Raw genomic sequence first — 21,097 nt, forward strand, 5'->3', positions numbered from 1 at the left:
CCGGACGCTGCAGGGCCCGCCCTCCGGGCCGACGACGGGACTTCACGGACACGCCCTGGCGCCACCGCCCTCGACCCGCACCGCCCCCCTGCCGGGCATGCCCTCGCTCGCCGCCCCCGGACGCTACGACAGCGGGCCTCACGGACGCGACGGCCGCGGCAGCAGGAACCGGCGCCGCCCCAGCCGGCGCCGCCGGTTCCTGCGGAGCGCGGCCGTGCTGTCGTCCGCCTTGCTGCTCGCCGGTGCCGGTACGTACGTCTGGGCCGACACCCGGCTCAACCAGCAGGTCGACCTCGGCACGCTCTCCGGCCGGGTGCCGCGCGGCGAGGGCACCAACTACCTGGTCGTGGGCTCCGACAGCCGCGAGGGACTGTCGCGGCAGGACCGGAAGGAGCTGAACACCGGATCGACCGAGGGACGCCGCACCGACTCGGTGATCCTGCTGCACACCGGGGCGAACGGCACCACGATGCTCAGCCTGCCGCGCGACTCCTGGGTGACCCTGCCGCCGTACATCGATCCCGACACCGGCCGGAGCTACCGGGCCACGCCGAACAAACTGAACGCGGCGTTCTCCCTGGGCGGCCCGGACCTGCTCGTGCGGACCGTGGAACGCAACACCGGCGTGCACATCGACCACTACGCGGAGATCGGCTTCGCCGGTTTCGTGGGGGTGGTGGACGCGGTCGGCGGCGTGAACCTGTGCCTGGACAAGCCCGTACGGGACGAGGACTCCGGCGCCGACCTGCCCGCCGGCTGCCAGACCCTCGACGGCGCCGAGGCGCTGGCCTTCGTACGGCAGCGCAAGCAGGAGGCGCAGGGGGACCTGGGCCGCACCCGCAACCAGCAGAAGTTCCTCGCCGCCCTCGCCCGCAAGGCCGTCACCCCGTCCACCCTCGCCGACCCGTCCAAGACCTTCCCCACCCTGCGCGCCGGCCTCGACACGCTCATCGTCGACGAGAGCACGGAACTGCCCGACCTCATGTCGCTGTTCGAGGCCATGCGGAAGGCCGCGTCGGGCGGGGGCAGACAGCTCAACGTGCCCGTGGCCGACCCGGACCTGCGTACGCCCCAGGGCAGCGCGGTGAAGTGGGACGACCGGCGGGCCCGCGCCCTGTTCACGGCGCTGCGCGAGGACCGGCCGCCCGGTTGATCAACCAGCCTTGGCACTACGGGAGTTGAAACCCTCCAGCAGTGACGCCAGTGACCCGTACCCCGTCGCCGACCACACGCTCCGCCCGGCCGGGAGCTCGAAGGTGAGCGCGGCCAGCAGCAGCGCCGCGAGGACGGTGACAAGGCGCTTGACGTCATTGGACACCTGCGGTCTCCCTCACCTTGCCGATGAGCCGGGCGATGCCGCCGGGTACGGCGGTCAGCGGGCCGTCGGTCGCGTCGTAGTAGGGCGGTCGGCCGCCGTCACCGGACGTGGAGCCGGGCAGTCTGAGCAATCTGCCCGGGATGCCGCTCGGTTGGGCGATGGCCGTGTCGCGGCAGGGCGCGCAGACGGGGAGCAGGCGCCTGCGGTTGCCCTCCGCCGCCTCCGCCGAAACGCGTACGTGGTGGCGGCTGACGGCGGGCCCGTGCAGGGGGTTGACGCCGCAGCACAGGTCGTTGGTGTCGCCGGTGAGCGCGGCCCGGCCCGCCCGGGCGAGTACGACGACGGCGGTGAGCGTCGCGGGATCCGTGCCCGGCCGCCGGGCGCGGTCCAAGTCACCGTCCAGGAGGAGCATCGCCGCGTCGAGGCAGTCCCAGGCGCGGGCGTTCCCCTCGGCGTTAATGAACTCACTTGTCAGTGCGCTGAGTTCGGCGTGAGCGGTGCGGCGCAGGTAGGACGCCGACGGCTCGGTCGGGGAGGTGGCGGGCAGGAGGCCGGCCGGCTCGGGTTCGGGTGAGCGCCACCGCCGCAGCCCGGTCACGATCCACACCGCCCCGGCCATGACCCCGGACAGCAGGAGTGCCAGGAAGGCGCCCATGAGCAGGCCGGGCCAGAAGTCGGTGGCGAAGAGGGGCGGGAGGGCGTCCTCGTCGGCGGCCCTCGGGGCGGGTGCCGGCGCGGGTTCCGACCCGGGCCGGTCCGTGCGCGGGGTCTCGTCGAGGAAGTCCATCAGCTGGTCGAGACGTTGGCCGAGGAGGTGGTCGTCGGCCTCGTCCGCCTTGCTGTCGCCGAACGTGACGGAGTCCGGCAGATTGAAGGACAGGTGGTTGGTGTCCAGGCGCAGGCCGTGGTTGTAGAAGTCGATCGTGCCGTCGCCGGGGTCGGCGATCACGTACAGCCCGTCCTCGCGCACCTTGGCGTGCACCGCCGCGGCGAACAGCATCGGGTCACCGGCCGACTCGCTCTCGGGGGTCTGCGGCACCACCGAGACGAACACGGGGCCGCCTCCTTCGGAGCGCCGGAAGTCCCGGATCCGGTCGTGCAGCCGGTCCAGTTGACGGGCGTCGAGCACCCGCGGGCTCTCCGGATCGGCGTACACGGGGTCCTTCTCGAGACCCGCCGCCACCCGTTCGACGCGGGCGGACAGGTCGCCGGGGGTGGGCGGGGGCGCCGCGCTCGACCTGGTCTGGTCGAAGACGGCGGGGGCGGTGAGGACGATGGCGGCGGCGCTGAGGACGGCCGCGCCGGGGACGACCCAGCGGGGGACGCGCCACTCGGCCCCGGCAGGCCCGCGGCGGCGCCTGGCGTACCCGGCCGTCAGCAGGATCAGCAGGGGTACGCCGGTGAGCAGGATCCCGGTGAGGAACGACTGGTTGCGGCGGTCGGACGGGCCGATGTACATGTCGGCGGGTCCGTCGTCCCCGTAATTCTCACGTGCCGCCTCGGCACGGGCCGTGGCCTTCTCCCCGCCCAGGGCGACGACGTCGACGAAGCGCTCGAAGCTGAGCAGCGGCCCCGCGTCGAAGGGCAGTTCGTACAGCGCGACGGTCGAGGCGGCGTCGGCCGGCGCGCGCACCCCGTAGGCCGTGGCCTCCGCGACCTGGGTGTCATCGACCAGTACGTACAACCCGTCCCGCCCGAGCCGGTCGTGCACCGCGCCGAGCAACTGCTTGCCGTCGACGCCGCTCAGGCCGGGCAGGACCAGGACGTAGGTCGGGACGCCGGTCTTCTTCGCGAGCCTCGCGAAGGCGGGGGCCGTGGAACGAGGGATCTCGCGGGGGAGTTGGTCGGTGACGTAGACCGGGTCCTCGCGGAGGCGGTCGGCGAAGTACGCGGCCTGGGTGACGGGAGCGGTGTCCGCCGCTCGGGCCGGGGTGGCGGTCGCGAACAGAGCCGTCAGCGAGCAGAGGGCGAGGAGGAGCAGGGGGAGGGCGCGGGTCCGGTGGGGGCTCGATGCCCCCAACGCACCTGTCCATACTGCGTGTTCCTCCGTCGCCCTGACTGTTCTCACCGGTGTGCCCCCCGACGGTCCGATCGCTGTCCGGGCCGCACTTTACTCGGGGCTTCGCGAGTGCTACAGATCGCCGCCCACTGCGAATCCGGCATCCCCGCGGTCAGCCCAGCTTCGCGTTCTGGGCCTTCACCACCGTCGCCGGGAGCTTCGCGTCGCCCGGCCTGTCCTGGACCATGGCCATGCCGTCCACGGAGACGTAGACGGCCATGACATCGCCCTTGCGGACGGCCTGGGCGTGCAGGGTGTGGGTGATGCCCTTGAAGGGCATCGTGGCGCGGAAGGCGAGTGACTCGTCACCGGCCTTCGCCACCGGCTCCTCGGCGGTGACGGAGTCGTACGTCACCGTGCCGTTCGCCTTCGCCGTGAAGCCGCCGCCGCATGACTCGACGCCCTTGGCCAGCCCGGCGAACGCGGACTCGGCCTTGCCGGGCGCGTACGTGGTGAGCGTGATGTACGTGAACTCGCTGCCCTGCGGGACATAGTGGGTCAGGTCGCCCTGCGGCTCGCCGACGGGCAGCTGGTTCATCGCGTAAGCGGGCTCGGCGCAGCCCGGCTTGTCGACCGTGACGTCGTCCGCGGACTTGGCGAAGACGTACTTGTCGTCCCCCTTGTCCCTGGAGGTGGCCTTCACGTCCAGTCCCGGCACGTCGGCCTTCGTGATCATGAGCTTCGCGAGCCGCTCGGCCGGGGTCGCCTGCTTCGCCCGGGGCGCGGAGGGCCGGGGCTCCCCGGCCGCGGCGTCCGAGTCGGCGCTTGCGCCGCACGCCGTGAGGGACAGCAGGGACAGGGTCGAGACGGCGAGCGCGGCTCGCTTCATGGGACTCTCCTCGTGGGGGGACAAAGCGAAGATCATGGCACGGCCACGCCGGTGCCACGTGAGTGAATGGTGTGGGCCTCATGGCCGGGATGTGACGAGGACCCCGGCGGCCGGACGCCCGCCCACCAGGCGTCCCCCCGTGCCGAATTCGCTCGCGCACAGCAAAGTGCCTGTCCGCGCGCCGCCATCAACGGGTTTGTGCAGCCCTGAAGTTGCAGATGAGTAACGGTGCGCGTGGCGAGATGCGTGACGCCGGGTGCGCCTTGAGGGGCTTATGTGCGGCTGATACGGTGCGATGGCTTGACACTCACCCCCAGTGCTGGCTATTCGCCCAGGTGGGGCGGGTACGTTCGGCCCATCCTGCATTCCTTCGTGCGGGAGGGTGCGGGTGAAGTGTCCACTTTTGCAGGCAAATTGACAGACATAATCTTGGGTGTACGGGGAGCGGTTGCGTGAAGATCCAAGAGCGTACGGGGGCGGGCGCCGGTCGTTCCGCCGCTCCGGCTCAGCCGTCGGTCGGAGACCGGCTTCCCACACCACCTCGCGAGCGCAAACCGGCACTGGCCGCGCTCGCCGTGCTGCTCATTCTGGTGGGGGCGCTGGGGGCGACGATGCTCGTGCTCCAGGCCGGGGACCGGATCGAGGTCGTCAAGGTGACGGACGAGATCCAGGCCGGGGAGTCCGTCGGTGACAACGTGACCTCGGTGATGGTCGCGGCCGACGACAACATCAACTACATCAAGTGGTCGCAGCTCGGCACGCTGAAGACCCTCAAGGCCAAGTCCACGATCTACAAGGACACGGTCGTGATGGGCCAGATGTTCGCCAAGAAGGCCAGCCTTCCCGCCGGCAAGGCCGCCGTCGGCCTCGCCCTCAAGGAGGGCCAGTACCCGTCCGACATCAAGGCCGGTGACGTCGTCTCCGCCTACCGCGTCGGCACCAGCGGCTCCAGCTCGAACAGCTCCGACGACAACACCGGTTCGAGCGGCACCTCGTCCTCCGGCGGCGGCATCGTCGACAACGCGCGCGTGAACGCCGTCAACGACGACAACGACGCCACCGTGAGCACGGGCAACCTCTCGCTCACCCTCCTCGTCGACCAGGCCGACGCGGCCGCGCTCGCCTCCGCGGCGGCCGCGGGCGAGGTCGCCATCGTGCACGTCCCCGGCAACTAGAAGGCGGCACCCGACCCATGGCGCTCATCGCTCTCGCCGCCGACAAGGGTTCCCCCGGCGTCACCACCGCGGCCGTCGCCCTCGCGGCGGTCTGGCCGCGGCGCGTCCTGCTCGCCGAGACGGACCCGGCGGGCGGTGACCTCGTCTACCGCAGTGCCGCCGCGCACGGCGGACCGCTCAACCCCAACACCGGCATGCTGTCCATCGCCGCGACCGCGCGCCGCGGCCTGGTGCCGGACCAGCTCTGGGACCACGTACAGCCGTTGAGCGGGGGACTGGAGGTGCTCGTCGGGCTCGGTATCGCCGAGCAGGCCGCCGGGCTCGCCGGGCTGTGGCCCACCCTCGGGCACGCCTTCGCCTCCCTCGCCGACTCTCCGAACGCCGCCGCCGACGTCATCGCCGACTGCGGACGCATCAGCGGGGACACCCCCGCCGTCGAGCTGTTCCCGCACGCCTCGCTCGTGCTGCTGCTCTCCCGCACCGAGCCCGAGGCGATCGCGCGGGTGCGTGACCGTGCCGCCACCCTGGCCGGCAAGCTGCACGGCGGCCCGCGCGGCGCCGCGAGCCTGGCCAACCCGGTGATCGGCGTCGTCCTGATCGCCGACACGGGCAACGCCGCCAAGCTCGCCTCGCAGGTCAACGACATGCTCGTGCACGCCCAGACCGGCGCCCGCGTGGTCGGCACTATCGCCGACGACCCGGCCGGTGCCGACCAGTTGGCCGGCCGCAGGCGCGGCCGTCTCGACAAGTCGCTGCTGATCCGCTCGGCCCGCAAGGTCGCCGCCGACCTGTACCAGCAGTACGGCGCCGCCTGGGCCGCCTCCGCCCAGGCGAACCAGGCCCACCAGGTTCAGCAGGCCCAGCACGTCCAGCACAACCACCCGGGCCAGATGCAGGGCCACGCGGGGGCCGGCACATGACCGCTGTCGACCACCAGTTGGTCAAGCGGTTCCGCCAGGACGCCGGCGACCGCATCGCCGAGCAGCGCCGACAGGACCAGATCAGCAACGTCACTCCGATGTCCACGGAGGACGAACGGCAGTACGCCCGTGCCGTCATAGCCCAGATCCTGGAGGAGTACGCCCGCGCCGAGATCAACGCGGGCCGTACGCCGCTGGACGCCGAGACCGAGGAGCAGTACGCGGCCGCCGTGCACGCGGCGCTGTTCGGTGTGGGCCGGCTCCAGCCGCTGCTGGACAACCCCGAGGTCGAGAACATCGACATCAACGGGTGCGACCAGGTCTTCGTCGGCTACGCCGACGGGCGCGAGGTGAAGGGCGACCCCGTCGCCGAGACCGACGAGGAGCTCATCGAGCTCATCCAGGTCCTCGGCGCCTACTCGGGGCTGTCCTCCCGCCCCTTCGACTCGGCCAACCCGCAGCTCGACCTGAGGCTTCCGGACGGTTCGCGTCTGTCCGCCGTCATGGACGTCGCCCGGCGCCCCGCGCTGTCCATCCGCCGCGCGCGCATGGGCAAGGTGTTCATCTCGGACCTCGTCGGCAACGGCACGCTGACTCCCGAGGTCGCCCACTTCCTGGCCTGCGCGGTCCGCGCCCGCAAGAACATCATGATCGCCGGCGCCACCAACGCCGGTAAGACGACGCTCCTGCGCGCCCTCGCCAACGAGATCCCGCCGCACGAGCGCCTCATCACCGTCGAGCGGGCCCTGGAGCTCGGACTCGACACCTTCCCCGACCTGCACCCCAACGTCGTCGCCTTCGAGGAGCGCCTGCCCAACTCCGAGGGCCAGGGCGCCATCTCGATGGCGGAACTGGTGCGACGCTCGCTGCGTATGAACCCCTCTCGCGTCATCGTCGGCGAGGTCCTCGGCGACGAGATCGTCACCATGCTCAACGCGATGTCGCAGGGCAACGACGGCTCGCTGTCCACGATCCACGCCAACAGCTCCAGCGAGGTCTTCAACCGTATTTCCACCTACGCGTTGCAGGCCTCCGAGCGGCTGCCCATCGAGGCCAGCCAGTTGCTGATCGCGGGCGCGGTGAACTTCGTGGTCTTCATCCAGCGGCGCAACGACTTCGGCAACGGCGGCCGCCTCCAGCGCATGGTCACCTCCGTCCGCGAGGTCAACGGCGTCGACGGACGCGTCCTGTCCAGCGAGGTGTTCGCGGAGGCCCCCGACGGCCGGATCGTGCCCCACGCCCCACTGGCCTGCCTGGAGGAACTGATGGCACATGGCTACCGGCCGTCCGGGACCTGGGGGTGAGCCGGGGATGAACACGACTCTCGCAGCAATCGGCTCGCTCGGCTCCATGGGCGGCCTGTTCTCCACGACCGTCCTGTACTCGATAGGAAGCGGCGTCGCCGTCGGCGGCGGCCTCGCCCTCCTCCTCGTCGCCGTACGCGGACTTCCCGCCAAGCCCGACCACGAGAAGCAGAAGGCCGCCGAGCGGGCGAGCGAACTCATCCGCTTCGCCGGCCAGCGCGGCTCGCTCGCCGCCATCGTCGGCCTGGTCGTCCTCGTCCTCACCCGCTGGGCGGTCGCGGGCATCGCGGCCGGCGTCCTCGTCTTCTTCTGGGACCGCCTGTTCGGCGGCGCGGGCGAGGAGCGCGCCGCCATGCGGCGCGTGGAGGCCCTGGCCTCCTGGACCGAGTCGCTGCGCGACACCATCGCCGGCGCGGTGGGCCTGGAGCAGGCCATCCCGGCCTCCGCCCGCGCCGCCGCCCCGGTCCTGCGTCCCCACCTCGACGCCCTCGTCGACCGCCTGCGCGCCCGCACCCCGCTGCCGGAGGCGCTCCAGCACCTCGCCGACGAGATCGACGACGCCTCCGCCGACATCATCGTCGCGGCCCTGATCCTCAACGCCCGCCTGCGCGGACCCGGTCTGCGCCAGGTGCTGGGCGCGCTGGCGAAGTCGGCGCGCGAGGAAGTGGACATGCGGCAGCGGGTGATGGCGCAGCGCGCCTCGACCCGCCGGTCCGTGCAGATCGTCGTGGCGGTCTCGATCGCCTTCGTCCTCGGCCTGTCGATCTTCAACCGTGACTTCGTGGAGCCGTACGGCACCGCCGTCGGCCAGCTCGTCCTGGCCTGTGTCTGCGGCCTGTTCGCGCTCGGCTTCTGGTGGCTGCGCAAGCTGTCCACCATCGAGACGCCCGAACGCTTCCTGGTCCGGGACGAGGCAGCCGTCCAGTTCGTCCGTCCCAGGACGCCGTCGCAGCAGTCCCAGCAGCAATTGCCGCAGGAAGAGGGGGCACGCCGGTGAACCTCACGATGCCGCTCGTCGTCGGCGCCGTCATCGGCCTGGGCATCTACGCCCTCGTACGCGCCCTCATGCCCAGCAAGCGGAGCGCGATCTCGCAGGTCGCGCGGATCGACGCGATGCGGGCGCGCGGCGCGGCGTACGAGTCGGCCCGCGCCGAGCGGGACAAGGGGCGCCTCGGCTCCCTGCGGGCCGAAGTCGGCCTGCGGGTGTCCGAGTTCTACCTCCAGCAGGGCTGGGAGCAGCGCTCGCTGCGCGCGGACCTGGCGGTCCTGGACCGCAGCTGGGAGAAGTTCCTGGCGACGAAGGTGCTGCTGGGTGTGGCGGGCCTGTTCTTCGGCCCGTTCCTGTTCGCCATCGTCTACACGCTCGGTGTCGGCCGGAGCCCGATCATCCCGGTGTGGCTGGCGCTGCTCTTCGCGGTGATCTTCTTCTTCCTGCCCGACCTCGAGGTACGGCGTGACGCGGCCCGGAAGCGGCGCGACCTCAGGCGCGTGATCGGGGCCTACCTCGACCTGGTGTCGATGAGCCTCGCCGGCGGACGCGGTCTGCCCGAGGCGCTGATGGCGGCGGCCGAGATCTCCGAAGGCTGGGCCAACCAGCGCATCCGCAACGCCCTGTCCGACGCCCGCATCACCGGCGTCAGCCAGTGGCAGGCGCTCGGCGCGCTCGGTGAGGAGATCGGTGTGGAGGAGCTCAAGGACCTCTCCGCCTCCCTGGCCCTGGTCGCGGACGACGGTGCGAAGGTGCGCGAGTCCCTCGCGTCCCGGGCCGAGACCATGCGGCACCGGGAGCTCGCGGAGATCGAGGGCAGCGCGGGTGAGAAGTCCCAGTCGATGCTCGTGGCGCAGCTGCTGCTGTGCGCCGGGTTCCTGGTGTTCCTGATCTTTCCGGCGGCGATGCGGGTGTTCCAGGTGCAGTGAGCCGTGCAGTGAGCCGACCTTCACAACTCCAGAACTTCCCGGAACCGATTTCGAAAGGACAAGACGTCATGAACGGACGCAACTTCCACACGGGCATCCCGGCCGTGGACTTCCTGGTCACCTTCCTCCAGGCCCGCACCGAGCGCGCCCGCTCCGGCGAGCTGGACCGCGGTGCCTCCGCGGTCGAGTGGGTCATCATCTCGGCGGTCGTCGTGGCGATCGTCGGTGTCGTGGCCGCCATCATCAACGCCGCGCTGAGCGAGGGCGCCAACAAGGTCGGCGACTGCATCAAGGGCGCGGACGCGGGCAAGACCTGCTGATCGCCGCGAGAGCAGACGCAGGGACAGTCACAGGACAGTCGTACGGACAACGGGGTTCACGGGGATGCCGGCAGACGTGAGCAGACGGATACGCCGCAGGGTGCGGGCCGCGCGGAGAGCGGCGGACGCCCGCGGTGACTCCGGCATGACCGCGATCGAGTTCGTGCTGCTCACTCCCGTACTGTTCTTCATGATCTTCGCGACCGTGCAGTTCGCCCTGTACTTCTTCGCGGACCACGTCGCCCAGGCGGCGGCCCAGGCGGGAGCGCGCAAGGCGCGTGCCACGGCCGACGAACGACCGGGCGCGTGGCGGGGCGAGGCCCGGGACGTGGTGGACAGCTACATCAGCCAGCTGGGCCCGCAGCTGGTGCTGGCGCCGGACGTGAAGATGCTCCAGCCGGATCAGAACACGGTCGGGGTGGAGATCGCGGCCCGGGTGCCGACGGTGTTCCCGGGGCTGGACCTGACGGTGCACGCGCAGTCGGCCGGCCCGGTGGAGCGGTTCGTACAGGAGGAGAACTGATGACTCCGTTCCCTCCGGCTCTCCGGAAGGACAGCGGCCGGACGGACGACCGGGGCCTGTCCACGATCGAGGTCGTGATCCTCGCACCGGTGATGATCCTGTTCATCCTCGTCCTGGTGGCCTTCGGCCAGCTCGTCGACGGCCGCGGAGCGCTCGACGGAGCGGCTCGGGACGCGGCCCGCGCGGGCTCGATCCAGAAGGACCGCGCCACCGCCATGGCCGAGGCCGAGAAGGCCGCCGAGGCGAACCTGGCGGACGTCTGCTCCGGCCCCGTGTCGGTCGTCCAGACGAGCGAGGGCTTCGAGCCCGACACCATCTTCACGGTCGAGGTGAGCTGCCAGGTGCGGGGTCTCGCCACGATCGGCCTCGACGTCCCGACGACGCTGTCGGCGAGCTTCAGCTCCCCGCTCGACCCGTTCCGGAGGTCGGCGTGAAACACCTTCCGCCCTTCCGGCGGTCGTGGTGGGCGGTCCGTCGCGCCCGCCTGGACGACCGTGGCTCCGGCGCCGGCGCGGTCATCATCTTCGCGCTGGTCTTCCTCTCCCTCTCCGCGTTCGTGATCGACGGCGGCCTGTCCATCTCCAAGCGGGAACGGGCGGCCGACATCGCGGAACAGGCGGCCCGGTTCGCCGCCCAGGACATCGACCGCGACGCCCTCTACGAGAACGAGGGCGGCCCGGCTCCGATCAACTTCGAGAACTGCAACGCCCGCGTGAAGACCTTCGCCCGCGAGATGGACATGACGGGCGCGGACATCGCGGCGACCCACTGCGTGGCGGCGGACGCCCAGCAGGTCCAGGTCGAGGTGCAGCTCACCTACTCCCCGGTCTTCACGGGGATGTTCTACGGCGGTGACGTGGTCGTCCACGGGCAGGCGGTGGCGGAGAACGAGGTCGGCTGATGCCCGCCGCGCCCGTTTCCCGACCCTCTCGGCTTCGCTGAGCACTGAGCACGATTCCCCCCCACTGGAGGTACAACCCCATGCGCACACGCACGACCACGGCGGCCGCGACCGCCCTGACCGCGGCGGTGGCGCTGCTGCTGACGGGCTGTGGCGGCTCGGACTCGTCGGACCCGAAGGACTCGGACAAGAGTCGGTGAACCGCTGATCCCGAACATTCGACGGATCTGCACACCATTCACCGTGAGGTCGTGAGAAAGCACAGCGGGGGCCGAGCACCGCTCGCTCACCCCACCCCGCATTGCACTCCGATACCGCGCAGTGGCGGAATATGTGAAGGCCACGGGTATTTCGGTGACCGAAGGGTCACACTCATGACTTCGGTCACCGAATTCCTTCGCACCCCGATAACCACTGACTGGCCGACCCTTCTCCCGACGTGCTTTGATCGGTCGCGCTCGAGCACTTCGAATTATTGAACGAAGGGAACCGCCTTCCATGGCCTTCACCCCGCAGATCCAGACCGCCCACATGTCCGACGCCGAGCTGGACACCATCGCCGGCGGCCAGGCGGGCGGCACCGCGGGTGCCGGCGCCGCGGCCGGTCTCTACGTCGAGACGTCGGCCGCCGGCGTCAACGCCGGTGTCGGCGGCGGCGTGGGCCTCGCCGTCTCGCCCGCGGGCATCGCGGCGGACCTGCACCTCAACGCCGCGGTCGCTTCCTGACCCCAGGCGCGCGAAAGGCCCCGGATCTCTGGATCCGGGGCCTTTTCACGTCAGAGGCACGGCCTTACTCGCCGCCGCCACCGTTCCCCTTGCCGCCCTTTTCGCCCCGCTTGTCCTCGGTCTTCATGGCATCGTTGACCTGCTTGGCGAGTTCGTCGTCAAGCTTCTTGAACTCACGGACAACTGCATCGGACATACTCGCCAGCGCATCGAGCTGCTGCGTGATGTCCTCGCGTCCGTCCTCCCAGTTGGACTCGAAATCCCCGAGCGCGTCATTGACACCGCCGTCGCCGATGTCGTCCCTGTAGGACTCGAAGAGCTTCTTCGTGTGATTCAGACGGGTCTTGATGGAACGCAGCCGGCGACCGTAGCCCTCCAGCTCGCTCAGCGGGAGCGCGAGGTCGCTCTTGCCCTTGCCCATGTGGAGTCCCCCGGCAGGTTCAGACGGTGCAATGAAACGTAACGTACTCCGTACTCGTCACACCGTCGAAGGTGTCATGGCGTCGTCTTCGGTGCTCATCAGCCAGTCGAACAGCACCGGTAGCGGTCCCGGACCTCGGGGAGTTGCTGGAAGCCGGCTGACTTGTACGTGGCGACGGCGCCGGCATTGGAGCTCGGGGTGCAGACGATCGCGCTGGAGGAGCCCAGCTCCTGGAGCGTGGCCGCCGCGGCGACGCTGATGGCCTTGCCGTAGCCGTGACCGCGATGCTTCCGGTGCACGCCCATCGGTTCGAGCAGCCCGGGCTTACCCGGGCCGGCGGACCACACCGTCACCGCCGCCACCGCGTTGCCCCGGCCGTCGTACGCGACCAGACACCGTGCGTCGGCGTACGGCAGTCCGGCCGCCATCGCTTGCCAGCGCTCGTCCGTGAACCTCGACCCGTCCCACGCTGCCCGATGGACGGCCACGAACTCGTGCGCCTGCTCCGGCCCGACCGCCACGATCCGCACGCCTGGGTCCCGCATCGGCTCCGTGAGGTCACGGCGCAGCGGCGTCCAGGGCTCGTCGGTTTTCCAGCCGTCCTCGGACAGCAGATCCTGGAGCAGCGCACCCATCGGCGCCTCGATGTTCACTTTCCCCTCGGGCAGTACGCCGCGCTCCGGTTCGGTCACGTCTTGGACCAACTGCCGCGCCAGTTCCCGGTCCTGGTGGGCGTCCGGCGCGATCGTCAGCCGCAACAGCCCGGGACCGTCCAGCAGTCCCACGGCGAGGATCCGTCCGTCCCGGCTCCACGTCCGCACCGCGGCGGCGGTCGCTTCCGCACCGGACCGCCAGAACCAGCCCAGGTCCCCCGGATGCAGTTGCATCGGCGCCCCCTCGTACTGCCAGTCGCGCAGCACGCCCACGGCCTCGCTCAGGCCGTCAACTCCCGGCTTGCCCAACACAGTCGCCATGCCCTGATCACACAGCACCGCACCGACCGTCCGCATCCGGGTTTCGGCCGGCGGGTGTGGTCACCTGGAGCTATCGCCGCCGTCACGGTCGGCATGGCGGCGGTGGTGGTCAGAGCGCGGCGTGCCACGGTTCGTCTTCCCCGGTGTTCGAGCGTTTCAGAGGCGTGCGGTGCGGCGGCGCGTCAGCGGTTGATGGACTGGATCTCCTGGACGTTCATGTCCTGGGTCGTCTCGAAGGTGCCGTCGGGGAGGTCGCCGCCGGTGCCGTCGGAGCCTTCCCAGGTGATCTGCCAGGTGACGCTGGCCGAGAGCTGGTACGGAGTGCCGTTGGTGGCACGGAGATAGCGGATGCCGCAGGGCGGGGTCTTTTCGGCGTCGCCCTCTGTGTACGGGGTACCGATCGAACCGTCCTCGTTGATCTCGCAGTCACCGGAAGCGGGGAAGACCTCGGCGTCCTCAGTGCCCGGCTCCAGGTGGAGGGCGATCGGTTTGGCGGTCGTCTCCGCCCACAGCCCCGTGTTCGGGAGCTCGGCGCGGACCTTGACCTCCTTGAAGGTGCCCTTGTCCAGCCAGACCCAGGTGGGGAGGTTCACGGTCGACTTGGCCTGCGGCCTGAGTTCGACCTGGGTGCCGGGAACCTCGATCTTGTTGTACGCGTAGTCCGCAAGCGTCTTGGACGTGGGGGCGTTCGGGACCTTGGGTATCTCTGCGGCGTCCTGCCAGAACATGATGCGGCCGCAGTCCCAGGATTCGGGGTCGGTCTTGTCCGGAGCGACGCTGCGCCAGAAGTAGCCGTCCTTGCCGATGTTGTAGTTCTTGTAACCCGGCGCGGTCGACAGGGTGTCGTCCCAGTTCTCGGAGTCCTCCTTGTCCCGGTAGTGGTCGGTCCAGAGTTCCTTGCCCCACCACGACTCGTGGACGCTGACGTCACCCCCGCCGACGGTCTCCGAGAACTTCTTCAACTGCTCGGGCGTGAAGACGGGCTCGTACCAGCAGGCCGGGGGCTTCCAATTGACGTCCGCGGAGGAGAGGGTGCCGCGCTTGCCGCCGGTGGGACCACCGGCTTGAGTGACCCTGATCCGGGATGTGCCGGCGGAGGCGTAGATGTCCTTGCCGTCGCTTCCGCCGGAAGTGGCGGGCGGCGTAGTTGTCTTGCCAGGGGTGTAGTTGGCGTATGCGTTGCCGCCGCTGCAGAGCACAAGGGTGACGGCAGCGATCGAAGCCCAGCACCGAGCGGGAGCTGGGGTCCTCATGCCCGGCACTCCTTCGCCTTGCCGATGACCTCGATGACCTGGACCTTCCACACCTGGGGAGAGCCGGACGAGGGGACCATGAGCAGCCGATGTTTCAGGTAACTGTCGAGATTCTCCTCACCACGGAGAACCTTGTCGGTCTTGACGTCCTTGCTGTAGGCCTTGCCTTGGTTCTCGCAGAACGTGACGAGGACGCGTTTACCGCCGGTCAGAGTGGTCGTCTCGGCGTCGTAATACTGGTCCGTCCCGGTGGGTGCCCAGCCACCCTTCACCCAGGTCTGGATCTGCGACTTGACGTACTTTTCGGCTTGGCCGTCCGAGTAGAACCGGTACGCCGGGTCGTTCGGGTCCTGCGCGGCGATGCCGTGGTACATCGCCTTGACGTAGTTCTCCGCATCGGCAAGCGCCGCCGCGTGCTTCGCGTCCGACGGCTCGTCGAAGTCGAAGACGAGCTTGAGGTCCTTCGGCACGCTGACGTCCGGGCGGTCGACCCCCGCCGAGTCGGACGCGGATGCCGACGGGCTCTTGGTGCCCGAGTCAGCCCCCTTGATGTCGTCCGGCGATTTGTCGTCTCCGCCTCCGCCGCATGCGGTGAGCAGAAGCGCCGCTGTTGCGGTGAACGCGGCAGCTGTGGTGGTCAGAGCGCGGCGGGCCACGGTTTCTCCCCCGAGGTTCGACGTGTGCGACAGGGAACGAAGCTATCAGGGGCTGCTCATGCCCTCGTGGGAGGCCATGGCGGATTGTGTGGGATGCGTGATGAGTATGCGTAGCAGTCGCGAAGAGGGGGCTTCCGTCCGCTCGGCCGCCGGGTCAACCGCATGCGGTCGGGGGGCAAATCGGGCGTCAACGGCCTTCGCCCTCTACGCACTTCGACGACCTCAATAAGAGTCCATAAGATCTCTGTAGGCTCAGCACACCTCTCGGCCCACAGTTCGCCTCACGGCACTCCGCACACGACCCCAGGACACCCGCCATGCCGCGACGCCGCACCTCAAGCTCGTCAAGCTCGACGGGAAGTACGTCGGGAACGACGGGAACGACGGCTCCGAGGAATCGGACGCCGCAGCCGGTGAGGATCCGGCGGCGGTCGTTCGGGGACTTCGTCAAGGCGTTCCTCGCGTTCGTCGCCCTGGCCGTTCTCCTCGTCGGTGTGCCCGGCGCGCTGGCCACGCAGATCGGGTGGCCGCTGCCGAGCGGCATGCCGAGCCTCGACTGGCTCCAGCAAGAGATCACCGTCGACACGTTCCTGAACATCCTCACCGTCGTGGTGTGGCTGGCGTGGGCCCAGTTCACCGCCTGCGTGCTGGTGGAGATGAAGGCCGCGCTGTCCGGTGTCGGTGTGCCGGGGCGGGTGCCGGGGGCCGGGCCCAGTCAGATGCTCGCCCGGCAGCTCGTCGCCGCGCTGCTGCTCGTCGGCGCCACCGCGGCCAGCTTCGCGCCCGGGCTGTCGCAGCTCGGGCAGAGCGGCTACGACGCCAATCACAAGCCCGCCGCCGCCGCGGCCCAGCAGACCCCGGGTCTCTTCGCCCAGCAGCAGGAGCAGGCCGCCGACACCGCGGCCGCCCTCGCCGAGCAGGCCTCGCACGCCGCCTCGCACGCCGACGCCGGTGGCAGCACCGCCAAGCAGGGCGACACGAAGTACTACCGGATCCAGCCGCCCGAGGGGCGTCACCACGACTCCCTGTGGGAGATAGCGGAACGGCACCTCGGTGACGGGCGTCGCTACAAGGAGATCTTCGAGCTCAACAAGGACCGCGTCCAGCCGGACGGGTCCAAGCTCTCCGAGGCCAGTCTCATCCGGCCCGGATGGATCATGGAGATGCCGGGCGACGCGCGCGGCGGCGAGCTCGTCGAGATGCCCGACGAGGCTCCCAACGTGTCGCCGGACGTGCAGCAGCAGATCGCCGACTACGCCCAGACAGGGGACCACGCCCAAGGCGGGGGCAGCGGTGCCCAGGGCGGCGGGCACGAGCACGCCGGTGGTGGTCCCTCCACCTCCCAGGTCTCCCTGCCCGAGCAGCGGCCCGCTCCCGACACAGGTCACCAGCAGGCCACCGGTGTCGGCGCCGAGTCCGGCAGCTCCTTCGGCCTGCCCGAGGCCCTCCTCGCCGCACCCCTCCTCGCCGCCGGTCTCCTCGGTGCCCTGGGGCGGCGGCGCCGGCAGGCGCTGTGGCAGTCGGCGTTCGGGGCCGTCGGCGGGCGGCGCGGTATGGAGCCGCCCACGCCGAGCGGGGACGCGCAGGACGTCCAGGACGCCCTGCTCGTCGGTGCCGACCCCGAGGGCGTGCGGCTGCTCGACCGGAGCCTGCGCGGTCTCGCCGCTTCCCTCGCCGAGGAGTCGCGGCCGCTGCCGGTCGTGTACGCCGCCTGGCTCAGCAACGGCGACCTGCACCTCCAGCTCGCCCAGCCCGCCGGGAAGCCGCCCGCCCCCTGGCAGCAGGGGCAGGACCAGACGTTCTGGATGCTGGCCCGGACGGACGCCGAGCGCTACGAGGACGTCGACACGGCCGCGCCCTACCCGGGGCTCGTCAGCCTCGGCACCATGGACGACTCGCGGCTGCTGCTCAACCTGGAGGCCGTGCCCGGCATCGTGTCGCTGAGCGGCCGGGAGGCCGACCGGGCCGCCGTCTTCGCGTCCGTCGCCGCCGAGTTGGCGACCAACGGGTGGTCCGACCGCATGACCATCACGCTCGTCGGCTTCGGGCAGGACCTGACGCCTCTCGCCCCCAACCGGATCCGGCATCTGGAGGACATCGAGGCGCTCGTCGAGACCATGGAGGCCGAGACGCGGCAGCGGCGGGGCGCCCTGGGCGCGGCCGGGCACGACTCCGTCCTCACCGGGCGTACCGGGCCCGCCCAGCACACCCGCTGGGCCCCGCACCTGGTCCTGCTCGCCGCCCAGCCGTCCGCCGAGGACGCCGTCAAGCTCGCCGAACTCGCCGCGGACGCCGGCCGTCTCGGCATCGGCTACCTCGTCGGCACCGAGACCGGCGACCTGCCGGGCGCAGCCTGGGAGATGGAGATCACCGGCCAGGGCAAGCTGCTCGCGCCCCTCCTCGGGCTCGAACTGGACGCCCAGCTGCTGCCCGCCGCCCAGCAGCGGGCCGTGGTCGAACTGTTCGTGGACGCCGATCCCGAGAACGGGCCCGAGGGCGGCCCGGCCAACAGGCCGCCGTTCCTCGTCGACATCAGCGAGCAGGGGCGGCCGGCCGTCTACGCCCGGCTCGTCGGGCCGTACGAGATCATCGGCCTCGACACCCCGGACGGGGACCGCAGCGCCCTCCTCCACGAGGCGCTCGCCCTGCTGCTCCTGCATCGCGAGGGCGTGCACCCGCGCGTGCTGTCCTCGGCGCTGTGGCCGCGCGGCGTCACCGACGACGTACGCAACGCGCTGCTGGACCGGCTGCGCGACTGGCTCGGCGCCGACCCGGACGGCACCCCTCGCCTCGGCACCGACGGCAGCGGCCGGCTCACGCTCGCCAAGTCCGTCGTCTCCGACCTGGACGTCCTGCGGTCCCTCTACCACGAGGCCACGCAGGGCAAGGGCGTCGACAGCCGGGCCGTGCGCGGGCGGCTGCTCACCGACGCGCTCGTGCTGGTGCGCGGGCCGCTGCTCGCCGACCGGCCCGAGGGCCGCTACCGGTGGCTCACCCACGAGATCGTCGACGCCCAGCTGCCGCTGCTCGTCGCGGACACGGGTCTCGCGCTGTGCGAGTTCCACATGGAGAAGAACCGCGCCGAGAAGGCCATCGAGGCCCTCAACGCGGCCCTGCGCACCGCCCCGGCCGACGAGCGCCTGTGGCACGAGCTGCTGCGCGCCACCCACGCCACCGGCGACACGTCCCGGCTGACCGCGCTCGCCACCGATCTCATCGGCCGCAGCGGGGCCCGCGGGCTTCCGCCGCGTACCGAGGCACTGCTCGACGAGCTGCTGCCGACGTGGCGCGACGCGATCGCCGCGGTGGGATGAACACCGGGGTCCTGGTCATCGCCGCCGCGCTGTGGGGCGCGGCGGCGGGTGCGTTTCTGCCGCGTGCGGTCTATCGGTTCTCCGCACCGTCCGGGGAGCCGTGGCGGGAGCAGTGCCCGGGCGGGCATCCCGTACGGGGTTGGCTCGGGCGGGCGCGGTGCGGGGACTGCGCGGAGGCCGAGGCGCGGTACGGCTCCGCTCCGGCACTCCTCTCCCTCACCACCGCCCTCGTCTGCGCCGCCCTCGCCGCCGCCACCGGCACCCGGCCCGAACTCGGCGTCTGGCTGCTGCTCGCGCCCGTCGGGGTACTGCTGACAGCCGTCGACTTCCGGGTGCGGAGGCTGCCCGACCCGCTCACGCTCCCGTTCGCCGCGGCCGCGCTCGTCCTGCTCGGGCTCACCGCGCTCGTGCCCGAGCACGCGGGGGAGTGGACGACCGCCCTGCTCGGCTCGCTCGCGCTGGGCGGCGGCTATTTCGTGCTGTTCCTCATCAACCCCGCGGGTATGGGCTTCGGCGACGTCAAGCTCGCCCTGGGCGCGGGGGCGGTACTCGGCTGGTACGGCTGGCCGACGGTGATGCTCGGCACGTTCGCCGGGTTCCTGCTGGGCGCGCTGTACGGCGGTGCCCTCGTCGTCGCGCGCCGGGCCGGACGCAAGACGGCCATCCCCTTCGGGCCGTTCCTGATCTCCGGCGCCTTCCTCGGGCTCCTGCTCGGGGCCTACGCGGCCTGACGTCCAGCGGCCCGAACGGCTGGCGTACGCTGGGCTGGTCCGTCCACAACCCTTACGAAAGGGACGCCCGGTGACCGAGAAGGCCGACCTTCAGCCCATCCTCGACCGTGCTGCCGCCGGTGGGCGGATCACCCCCGACGAGGCGCTCCTGCTGTACCGGGACGCCCCGCTGCACGCGCTGGGCGCCGCCGCCGACGCCGTACGCCGCCGCAGGTACGCCGGCACCGAGCACATCGCGACGTACATCATCGAGCGCAACATCAACTACACGAACGTCTGCGTCACGGCGTGCCGCTTCTGCGCCTTCTACGCCGCCCCCAAGGACACCGCCAAGGGCTGGACCCGCGACCTGGACGACATCCTGCGCCGGTGCGCCGAGACGGTCGAGCTGGGCGGCACCCAGATCATGTTCCAGGGCGGACACCACCCGGACTACGGCGTCGAGTACTACGAGAAGCACTTCTCCGCCATCAAGCAGGCCTTCCCGCAGCTGGTCATCCACAGCCTGGGGGCGTCCGAGGTCGAGCACATGGCCCGGATCTCCAAGGTCAGCGTCGAGGAGGCGATCCAGCGCATCCACGCCGCCGGGCTCGACTCCTTCGCCGGTGCGGGTGCCGAGCTGCTGCCCGAGCGGCCCCGCAAGGCCATCGCCCCGCTGAAGGAGTCCGGCGAGCGCTGGCTGGAGATCATGGAGATCGCGCACGGGCTGGGCGTGGAGTCCACCTCGACCATGCTCATGGGCACCGGCGAGACCAACGCCGAGCGCATCGAGCACCTGCGGATGATCCGGGACGTCCAGGACCGCACGGGCGGCTTCCGCGCCTTCATCCCCTACACCTACCAGCCCGAGAACAACCACCTGAAGGGCCGGACGCAGGCGACCCTCTTCGAGTACCTGCGGATGATCGCGGTCGCCCGGCTGTTCATGGACAACATCGCCCACATCCAGGGCTCGTGGCTGACCACGGGCAAGGAGGTCGGGCAGCTCTCCCTGCACTACGGCGCCGACGACCTCGGCTCGATCATGCTGGAGGAGAACGTCGTCTCCTCCGCGGGCGCCAAGCACCGCTCCAACCGGATGGAGATCATCGACCTCATCCGGAAGGCCGGGCGGGTGCCCGCGCAGCGGTCGACCACGTACGAGCACCTCGTCGTGCACGACGACCCGGCGAACGACCCCGTCGACGACCGCGTGGTCTCGCACATCTCCTCCACGGCCATCGAGGGCGGCACGGCTCATCCCGAGCTGAAGCTGCTCGCCTCCAACTGAGCCGGCGCGGAGAGGCAGTTGGAAACCATTCACACGGCCGAGGCCGTCCGCGTCACCTGGGACTCCGAGCCCGTCAAGGGCGGTGCCGTGGCCGTCGGACGGGACCGGATCGGTGCCGTCGGCAAGCTCGACGACGTCCGCGAGGCGTTCCCCCGGGCCAGGGTCCGCAGGTGGCCCGGGACCCTCGGTCCCGCCCGCGTCCACGAAGGGCCGCTCCCGGACGCCCCGAGCCCGCGCGAACGCGTCCACGAGGTGCTGAAGCTCGGCGCGGTCGCGGTCCTGGAGGAGTACGTCGACTCGGCGGAACTCCGGTCCGCCGCCGAGCGCAACGACATCGTCGTCCTGCCGAGCGGGCGCCGCACCGCGATCGTCCCGACCGGCCGCGCCGACCTCGCCGTCTTCGACGAGGCGGGGGAGTGCGTCGCGACGGTGTGCGCGGGGCGGCTGGTGCACCGGCGGCGCTGATCAGCGCCCCTTGCCGATCAG

The 21,097-nt window shown here is 70.9% G+C and carries 22 protein-coding genes; 15 read left to right on the forward strand and 7 right to left on the reverse strand.

Going from position 1 to position 21,097, the window contains the following annotated elements; genetic code table 11:
• The first annotated feature begins 97 nt into the window (after window positions 1-97).
• Window positions 98-1,153 carry an LCP family protein gene (locus tag QC385_RS07415; protein WP_279540477.1) on the forward strand — a complete coding sequence of 352 codons (1,056 nt, stop codon included), beginning with the start codon at window positions 98-100 and terminating at the stop codon, window positions 1,151-1,153.
• On the opposite strand, the gene QC385_RS07420 is transcribed toward QC385_RS07415, so the two are convergent.
• The 3 genes from QC385_RS07420 to QC385_RS07430 form a co-directional block, all read right to left on the reverse strand.
• Window positions 1,154-1,318: a hypothetical protein gene (locus QC385_RS07420; protein ID WP_279540478.1), complete on the reverse strand. Its 165-nt coding sequence runs from the start codon at window positions 1,316-1,318 to the stop codon at window positions 1,154-1,156.
• On the reverse strand, window positions 1,308-3,338 hold the full coding sequence (locus QC385_RS07425; RefSeq protein WP_279540479.1) for a hypothetical protein: 2,031 nt from the start codon (window positions 3,336-3,338) through the stop codon (window positions 1,308-1,310). The genes QC385_RS07420 and QC385_RS07425 overlap by 11 nt, the downstream gene beginning before the upstream one ends.
• A 151-nt stretch (window positions 3,339-3,489) precedes the next feature.
• Window positions 3,490-4,206: a hypothetical protein gene (locus QC385_RS07430; RefSeq protein WP_279540480.1), complete on the reverse strand. Its 717-nt coding sequence runs from the start codon at window positions 4,204-4,206 to the stop codon at window positions 3,490-3,492.
• Window positions 4,207-4,658: 452 nt separating this feature from the next.
• Between QC385_RS07430 and QC385_RS07435 the strand changes: the two genes are divergently transcribed.
• The 10 genes from QC385_RS07435 to QC385_RS07480 all read left to right on the forward strand — a co-directional run bounded on the left by QC385_RS07435 (window position 4,659) and on the right by QC385_RS07480 (window position 11,992).
• Complete coding sequence (locus QC385_RS07435; protein ID WP_279540481.1) at window positions 4,659-5,381, forward strand: hypothetical protein; 723 nt, start codon at window positions 4,659-4,661, stop codon at window positions 5,379-5,381.
• 17 nt (window positions 5,382-5,398) lie between these two features.
• Window positions 5,399-6,301 carry a hypothetical protein gene (locus QC385_RS07440; RefSeq protein WP_279540482.1) on the forward strand — a complete coding sequence of 301 codons (903 nt, stop codon included), beginning with the start codon at window positions 5,399-5,401 and terminating at the stop codon, window positions 6,299-6,301.
• Window positions 6,298-7,605, forward strand: a complete 1,308-nt coding sequence (locus QC385_RS07445) for a CpaF family protein (RefSeq protein WP_279540483.1) — start codon at window positions 6,298-6,300, stop codon at window positions 7,603-7,605. The genes QC385_RS07440 and QC385_RS07445 overlap by 4 nt, the downstream gene beginning before the upstream one ends.
• Window positions 7,606-7,651: 46 nt before the next feature.
• A complete protein-coding gene (locus QC385_RS07450) occupies window positions 7,652-8,602 on the forward strand; it encodes a type II secretion system F family protein (RefSeq protein WP_279540799.1) in 951 nt (316 codons plus the stop codon).
• Window positions 8,599-9,522, forward strand: a complete 924-nt coding sequence (locus QC385_RS07455; protein WP_279540484.1) for a type II secretion system F family protein — start codon at window positions 8,599-8,601, stop codon at window positions 9,520-9,522. Before QC385_RS07450 ends, QC385_RS07455 begins: the two co-directional genes overlap by 4 nt.
• A gap of 68 nt (window positions 9,523-9,590) precedes the next feature.
• Window positions 9,591-9,842 (forward strand): hypothetical protein, encoded by a 252-nt coding sequence (locus QC385_RS07460; RefSeq protein ID WP_010041603.1) that lies wholly within the window; start codon window positions 9,591-9,593, stop codon window positions 9,840-9,842.
• 64 nt (window positions 9,843-9,906) lie between these two features.
• A complete protein-coding gene (locus tag QC385_RS07465) occupies window positions 9,907-10,365 on the forward strand; it encodes a TadE family protein (protein WP_279540485.1) in 459 nt (152 codons plus the stop codon).
• On the forward strand, window positions 10,365-10,799 hold the full coding sequence (locus tag QC385_RS07470) for a TadE/TadG family type IV pilus assembly protein (protein WP_279540486.1): 435 nt from the start codon (window positions 10,365-10,367) through the stop codon (window positions 10,797-10,799). Before QC385_RS07465 ends, QC385_RS07470 begins: the two co-directional genes overlap by 1 nt.
• The gene (locus QC385_RS07475) at window positions 10,796-11,266 is read left to right on the forward strand and encodes a TadE/TadG family type IV pilus assembly protein (RefSeq protein ID WP_279540487.1); all 471 of its coding nucleotides are present in this window, start codon (window positions 10,796-10,798) and stop codon (window positions 11,264-11,266) included. Before QC385_RS07470 ends, QC385_RS07475 begins: the two co-directional genes overlap by 4 nt.
• Before the next feature lie 498 nt (window positions 11,267-11,764).
• Window positions 11,765-11,992, forward strand: coding sequence for a hypothetical protein (locus QC385_RS07480; RefSeq protein ID WP_279540488.1), 228 nt, complete (start codon window positions 11,765-11,767; stop codon window positions 11,990-11,992).
• Window positions 11,993-12,056: 64 nt separating this feature from the next.
• On the opposite strand, the gene QC385_RS07485 is transcribed toward QC385_RS07480, so the two are convergent.
• The 4 genes from QC385_RS07485 to QC385_RS07500 all read right to left on the reverse strand — a co-directional run bounded on the left by QC385_RS07485 (window position 12,057) and on the right by QC385_RS07500 (window position 15,296).
• The gene (locus tag QC385_RS07485) at window positions 12,057-12,413 is read right to left on the reverse strand and encodes a hypothetical protein (RefSeq protein ID WP_279540489.1); all 357 of its coding nucleotides are present in this window, start codon (window positions 12,411-12,413) and stop codon (window positions 12,057-12,059) included.
• Window positions 12,414-12,511: 98 nt separating this feature from the next.
• On the reverse strand, window positions 12,512-13,387 hold the full coding sequence (locus tag QC385_RS07490) for a GNAT family N-acetyltransferase (protein WP_279540490.1): 876 nt from the start codon (window positions 13,385-13,387) through the stop codon (window positions 12,512-12,514).
• 182 nt (window positions 13,388-13,569) lie between these two features.
• Complete coding sequence (locus QC385_RS07495; RefSeq protein WP_279540491.1) at window positions 13,570-14,640, reverse strand: hypothetical protein; 1,071 nt, start codon at window positions 14,638-14,640, stop codon at window positions 13,570-13,572.
• Complete coding sequence (locus QC385_RS07500) at window positions 14,637-15,296, reverse strand: hypothetical protein (RefSeq protein ID WP_279540492.1); 660 nt, start codon at window positions 15,294-15,296, stop codon at window positions 14,637-14,639. Before QC385_RS07500 ends, QC385_RS07495 begins: the two co-directional genes overlap by 4 nt.
• 317 nt (window positions 15,297-15,613) lie before the next feature.
• Between QC385_RS07500 and QC385_RS07505 the strand changes: the two genes are divergently transcribed.
• The 4 genes from QC385_RS07505 (at window position 15,614) to QC385_RS07520 (ending at window position 21,076) form a co-directional block, all read left to right on the forward strand.
• A complete protein-coding gene (locus QC385_RS07505; RefSeq protein ID WP_279540493.1) occupies window positions 15,614-18,610 on the forward strand; it encodes a BTAD domain-containing putative transcriptional regulator in 2,997 nt (998 codons plus the stop codon).
• Window positions 18,607-19,341 (forward strand): prepilin peptidase, encoded by a 735-nt coding sequence (locus QC385_RS07510; RefSeq protein ID WP_279540494.1) that lies wholly within the window; start codon window positions 18,607-18,609, stop codon window positions 19,339-19,341. The genes QC385_RS07505 and QC385_RS07510 overlap by 4 nt, the downstream gene beginning before the upstream one ends.
• Before the next feature lie 70 nt (window positions 19,342-19,411).
• The gene (mqnC, locus tag QC385_RS07515; protein WP_279540495.1) at window positions 19,412-20,611 is read left to right on the forward strand and encodes a cyclic dehypoxanthinyl futalosine synthase; all 1,200 of its coding nucleotides are present in this window, start codon (window positions 19,412-19,414) and stop codon (window positions 20,609-20,611) included.
• 18 nt (window positions 20,612-20,629) lie between these two features.
• A complete protein-coding gene (locus QC385_RS07520) occupies window positions 20,630-21,076 on the forward strand; it encodes a hypothetical protein (protein WP_279540496.1) in 447 nt (148 codons plus the stop codon).
• Window positions 21,077-21,097: the final 21 nt, after the last annotated feature.

The sequence above is a fragment of the Streptomyces sp. DH10 genome, assembly GCF_029813805.1.
Classification (GTDB): domain Bacteria; phylum Actinomycetota; class Actinomycetes; order Streptomycetales; family Streptomycetaceae; genus Streptomyces; species Streptomyces coeruleofuscus.

Bases quoted from the DNA above. Each gene is read 5' to 3' on its own strand.
- QC385_RS07480 (WP_279540488.1), top strand. From the start codon at position 11,765: ATGGCCTTCACCCCGCAGATCCAGACCGCCCACATGTCCGACGCCGAG.
- QC385_RS07445 (WP_279540483.1), top strand. From the start codon at position 6,298: ATGACCGCTGTCGACCACCAGTTGGTCAAGCGGTTCCGCCAGGACGCC.
- QC385_RS07430 (WP_279540480.1), bottom strand. From the start codon at position 4,206: ATGAAGCGAGCCGCGCTCGCCGTCTCGACCCTGTCCCTGCTGTCCCTC.
- QC385_RS07465 (WP_279540485.1), top strand. From the start codon at position 9,907: ATGCCGGCAGACGTGAGCAGACGGATACGCCGCAGGGTGCGGGCCGCG.
- QC385_RS07485 (WP_279540489.1), bottom strand. From the start codon at position 12,413: ATGGGCAAGGGCAAGAGCGACCTCGCGCTCCCGCTGAGCGAGCTGGAG.
- QC385_RS07495 (WP_279540491.1), bottom strand. From the start codon at position 14,640: ATGAGGACCCCAGCTCCCGCTCGGTGCTGGGCTTCGATCGCTGCCGTC.
- QC385_RS07490 (WP_279540490.1), bottom strand. From the start codon at position 13,387: ATGGCGACTGTGTTGGGCAAGCCGGGAGTTGACGGCCTGAGCGAGGCC.
- QC385_RS07460 (WP_010041603.1), top strand. From the start codon at position 9,591: ATGAACGGACGCAACTTCCACACGGGCATCCCGGCCGTGGACTTCCTG.
- QC385_RS07510 (WP_279540494.1), top strand. From the start codon at position 18,607: ATGAACACCGGGGTCCTGGTCATCGCCGCCGCGCTGTGGGGCGCGGCG.
- QC385_RS07450 (WP_279540799.1), top strand. From the start codon at position 7,652: ATGGGCGGCCTGTTCTCCACGACCGTCCTGTACTCGATAGGAAGCGGC.
- QC385_RS07470 (WP_279540486.1), top strand. From the start codon at position 10,365: ATGACTCCGTTCCCTCCGGCTCTCCGGAAGGACAGCGGCCGGACGGAC.
- QC385_RS07505 (WP_279540493.1), top strand. From the start codon at position 15,614: ATGCCGCGACGCCGCACCTCAAGCTCGTCAAGCTCGACGGGAAGTACG.
- QC385_RS07440 (WP_279540482.1), top strand. From the start codon at position 5,399: ATGGCGCTCATCGCTCTCGCCGCCGACAAGGGTTCCCCCGGCGTCACC.
- QC385_RS07415 (WP_279540477.1), top strand. From the start codon at position 98: ATGCCCTCGCTCGCCGCCCCCGGACGCTACGACAGCGGGCCTCACGGA.